Below are 4,233 nucleotides of genomic sequence, written 5' to 3'. Positions count from 1 at the left end.
GATGACCATCGCCTGCCTGCTGGCCAACACGCTGACCGCCTGCCACCGCGCCAACGGGCTGGCGGAGCCGGAGGGGTCGACCCCCTGACCGCCCCCTTTCCCACGACATGACCCCGGGGCCAGCCCCGGCAATGGAGACCCCGATGACCCGATATTGCCTGACCGTCAGTTGCCCCTCCACCCGCGGGATCGTCGCCGCCGTCTCGGCCGTTCTTGCCGCGAACGGCTGCAACATCACCGACAGCGCCCAGTTCGACGATACCGAAACCGGCCGCTTCTTCATGCGGGTGGGGTTCGTGTCCGAGGAAGGCGCGGGCCGCGACGATCTGACCGCGGCGCTCGCCGGTCCCGCGCGCGATTTCGCCATGACCTGCGCCGTGCACGACGAATCCGCCCGGATGAAGGTCGCCATCATGGTCAGCCGCTTCGGCCATTGCCTGAACGACCTGCTCTACCGCTGGCGGATCGGCGCGCTGCCCATCGACATCGTGGCGGTGATCTCGAACCACATGGATTACCAGAAACTGGTGGTGAACCACGACATCCCCTTCCACCACATCCGCGCGACCCGCGACACCCGGCCCGAGGCCGAGGCGCGGCTGATGCAGGTGATCGAGGATACGGGCGCCGAACTGGTGGTGCTGGCGCGCTACATGCAGGTGCTGTCGGACGACCTGTGCCGCCGGATGCCGGGGCGGATCATCAACATCCACCATTCCTTCCTGCCCTCGTTCAAGGGCGCCAATCCCTACAAACAGGCCTACGAACGGGGGGTGAAACTGATCGGCGCGACCTCGCATTACGTCACCGCCGATCTGGACGAGGGCCCGATCATCGAACAGGACACGATCCGCGTGACCCATGCCCAATCGGCCGAGGATTACGTGAGCCTTGGCCGCGACGTGGAAAGCCAGGTTCTGGCCCGCGCCGTCCATGCCCATATCCACCGCCGCGTGTTCCTGAACGGCACGAAAACGGTGGTGTTCCCGGCCTCGCCGGGCTCCTACGCCTCGGAACGGATGGGCTGACCCGGGCCTCTTGCGGGATCTGCGGGCGCGGCCTAGACAGGGCGGCGGAGGATCGGCCTTGCCCCATCGCGCCCGCATGAACGCCACCCTGCCCGGCCTTTCGGCTGCTGGCCGGCTGACGCTGCGGCTGGTGCTGTTCTGCGCGCTGGTGCTGTCGGGGACGGTGCCGCAGGGGATGATGCGGCAGGCGGGCGCGGGCGGGATCGCGCTCGTGCTCTGCACCGCAGAGGGGCCGCAGCCGGTCTGGATGACCCCCGACGGGCAGATGCTGCCGGGCGACCGCCCGGCCGAGGATCCGCCGCATGCGGCCAAATGCCTTCCCGTCACCCCGGCGCTGGACGGGGTGCAGGCGGATAGCGGCGCCCCGGCCCGCACGGCGGCTTTCACCCCCTTCCGCCCCCTGCCCGCCGCCGAACGCCGCCCCCTGCTGCGGCCCGGCCATGACGGGCAGCCGCGCGCGCCGCCCCCGGCCGCCTGACACCCGCAGACCTCTAAATACACGCGCGCGCCCCTGTGGCGCCGGATCGGACGGGCATCCCGATCCATTTTCGATGCCCGAGGAAACGACATCATGAAACAGATCCTGAAGACGCTCGCCCTCATGGCGCTGAGCACCCCCCTTGCCCCTGCCGCCCTCGCCCATGTCACGCTGGAGGCGCCGGAGGCCGCACAGGGCACCACCTACAAGGCCGTCCTGCGCGTCGGCCATGGCTGCGACGGCGCGGCGACGGTGGCGGTGCGGGTGCAGATCCCCGAGGGCGTCATCGCGGTGAAGCCGATGCCGAAACCGGGCTGGACGCTCGCCACCGCCACCGGCGCCTATGCGCGCAGCTATGACGACCATGGCAAACCCGTCACCGAAGGGGTGAAGGAAATCGTCTGGTCCGGCGGCACCCTGCCCGACGACTGGTATGACGAATTCACCTTCCGCGCCCGGCTGACCGACGCGCTGGAACCCGGCAGCACCATCCACTTCCCGGTGACGCAGGACTGCACCGAGGGCACCGCCGCCTGGACAGAAATCCCCGCCCCCGGGCAGGATGCCCATGCCCTGCCCTATCCGGCCCCCGGCCTGCGGATCACCGCGCCCGGCCACGCCCATCACTAAGGCCCCCGGGCCGTCCCGCAGGGGGCGGCCCGACCCTTCGCCAGACCGGCGCTGTCCCCAAGGGGGCTGCCCTCAGCCCCCGATGGACCGGCGCGCGGTGATGCCGCCGTCCACGGTGACGATCGTGCCCGAGGTATAGGCCGACCGCGGCGAGGCGAGGAAGGCGAAGAGATCCGCGATCTCGCGCACGCTGGCGGCGCGGCCGAGGGGGTATTTCGCCATCAGTTCGGGATAGCGGTCCTCGTCCCCCAGGCTTTCCTTGGCCCGCAGCTTCATCACCCTGACGATGCGGTCGGTCGCCACCGGGCCGGGGTTCACCCCCACCACGCGGATGTTGTCGTCAAGGCTCGCGCCCCCGATGGCGCGGGTGAAGGCCATCAGCGCGGCATTGCCGGTGCTGCCCGCGACATAGCGGAAATCGAAATTCTCGCCGCCGTTGCCGATGTTGTTGAGGATGACGCCATGCCCCTGCGCCTTCATCCGCGCATAGTAAAGGCGGGTAAGGTCGATGAAACCCATCACCTTGACCTCCCACCCCGCGCGCCAGGCATCCGCATCGACCTGCCACAGATCGCCCCCCGGGATCGCGCCGGCGTTGTTGACCAGGATGTCCACATCCCCCGCCGCGGACAGGATCGCCGCGGCGCCATCGCGGCGGGACAGGTCGGCGGCGACGGTTTCGACCTTCACCCCATGCGCGGCCGACAGCCGGGCCGCCAGTTCCGCCAGCACCCCGGCCCGGCGCGCGGTCAGCACCAGATCCGCGCCCTCCTCGGCAAAGACCTCGGCCAGCCCCGCGCCGATGCCCTGCGACGCACCGGTGACAAGCACCCGCTTGCCGCGCAGTTGAAGATCCATCGTCCCCTCCTTCGCCGCGGCCTGTCGCGGGTGCGGCCAGCCTAGGCCAGCACCGCGCCGCGGCCGAGCGCGGTCACGATCATCCGCGCGAACGCGGCGAGGCTGGCCCTGCGTTTGCGTGTCTGCATCCCGTGCTCCTCCCCCCGGCGGGCCCCTTTCCGGCCCCCGGCAGGGCCGGCACGGGGCCGCAAAGCTTGCGCTCATTTTCTATGGAGAATATCATTCACACGAAGCAGCGCCCGATGCAAGGCAAAACCCCGGGCGAACGATGGCGGAAACCGGCAGCAGATGACCGAGACCACGACCCGGAAGGGCAAGACCGTCGGCGCGGTGGCCAATGCCGTCGCCATCCTGCGCTGCGTGGCGGCGCATGGCACGCCCCTCGGGGTCAACCAGATCGCCCGCGCCACCGGGGTCAGCGCCAGCACCTGTTTCAACATCCTGGGCACGCTGGCCGCCGAAACGCTGGTGGATTTCGATCCGCTGGACAAGACCTACCGGCTCGGCCTCGGGGTGGTGGATCTGGCGGCGCCGGTGATCGGGGCCAGTTCCATCGACCAGATCAACCGGCAGATGGCCCGGCTCGCGCAGGCCTACAACTGCCTCTTCTGCCTGTGGCATATCACCGATGACGAACGTATCGTATTGATCAACAAGGCTTTCGGCGACAAGACGATCCGCATCGACGTGCGCATGGGCGCGCGCCTGCCGGCCTTCGCCGGGGCGGTCGGGCGCTGCTACGCCGCCCACGCCGGCCTTCCGGCCCCCGATTTGCAGGCCCGTTTCGCCCCGATCCACTGGCACCGGCCGCCGGATTTCGCCACCTACCGCGCGGAGGTCCGGCGGGCACTTGCGGATGGCTATGCCTTCGACCGCTGCCAGCTGTTCAACGGCCTGGAGACCGCCGCCAGCATCATCACCGACGCGGAGGGGCGCAGCCGCTACGGGCTGACGGGGATCGCGATCGTCGGGCAGATGCCGCCGGCGGAACTGGAGCGCATGGGGGCGGAACTGCGCAACATCGCCGGCCGGATCAGCCGCACGGTCTTCGGCAGCCCGGCCTGATGCTGCTGCGTGCCGCGCGCTGTGGGATGGCCGCCTTCCCCCATCCCCCGCGGCTTCCCCCTGTTCTGAGTGCCGGGGAGGCTTCTCCCCCCTCCCGGCCCCTCCTCCCCCCTTGAGGATACTTCCGTCAGAGTGAGTGAACGGCAGACGGGGTTTCCCAAGTTTCAGGGACGG

Annotated in this window: 5 protein-coding genes; 4 read left to right on the top strand and 1 reads right to left on the bottom strand. The window is 69.8% G+C overall.

The annotated features are described in order from the left end of the window. The first annotated feature begins 143 nt into the window (after positions 1-143). From purU to RGD00_RS23010, 3 genes are all read left to right on the top strand, one after another. Positions 144-1,028 (top strand): formyltetrahydrofolate deformylase, encoded by an 885-nt coding sequence (gene purU, locus RGD00_RS23020; RefSeq protein ID WP_310459569.1) that lies wholly within the window; start codon positions 144-146, stop codon positions 1,026-1,028. Between the two features lie 76 nt (positions 1,029-1,104). Further along, complete coding sequence (locus RGD00_RS23015) at positions 1,105-1,506, top strand: hypothetical protein (RefSeq protein ID WP_310459568.1); 402 nt, start codon at positions 1,105-1,107, stop codon at positions 1,504-1,506. A 93-nt stretch (positions 1,507-1,599) separates the two neighbouring features. Next, positions 1,600-2,136 (top strand): YcnI family copper-binding membrane protein, encoded by a 537-nt coding sequence (locus RGD00_RS23010; RefSeq protein WP_310459567.1) that lies wholly within the window; start codon positions 1,600-1,602, stop codon positions 2,134-2,136. 72 nt (positions 2,137-2,208) lie between these two features. Here RGD00_RS23010 and RGD00_RS23005 read toward each other — a convergent pair whose 3' ends face one another. Continuing rightward, on the bottom strand, positions 2,209-2,994 hold the full coding sequence (locus tag RGD00_RS23005) for an SDR family oxidoreductase (RefSeq protein ID WP_310459566.1): 786 nt from the start codon (positions 2,992-2,994) through the stop codon (positions 2,209-2,211). A 288-nt stretch (positions 2,995-3,282) separates the two neighbouring features. On the opposite strand from RGD00_RS23005, the gene RGD00_RS23000 reads away from it, so the two are divergent. Then, positions 3,283-4,059: an IclR family transcriptional regulator gene (locus RGD00_RS23000; protein ID WP_310459565.1), complete on the top strand. Its 777-nt coding sequence runs from the start codon at positions 3,283-3,285 to the stop codon at positions 4,057-4,059. Positions 4,060-4,233 lie beyond the last annotated feature (174 nt).

Source organism: Ruixingdingia sedimenti (assembly GCF_031432425.1).
In the GTDB taxonomy this organism is placed as follows: Bacteria; Pseudomonadota; Alphaproteobacteria; order Rhodobacterales; family Rhodobacteraceae; genus Ruixingdingia; species Ruixingdingia sedimenti.
The sequence above is the reverse complement of the archived record's forward strand: the minus strand, read 5'-3'. Positions and strand labels throughout refer to the sequence as shown.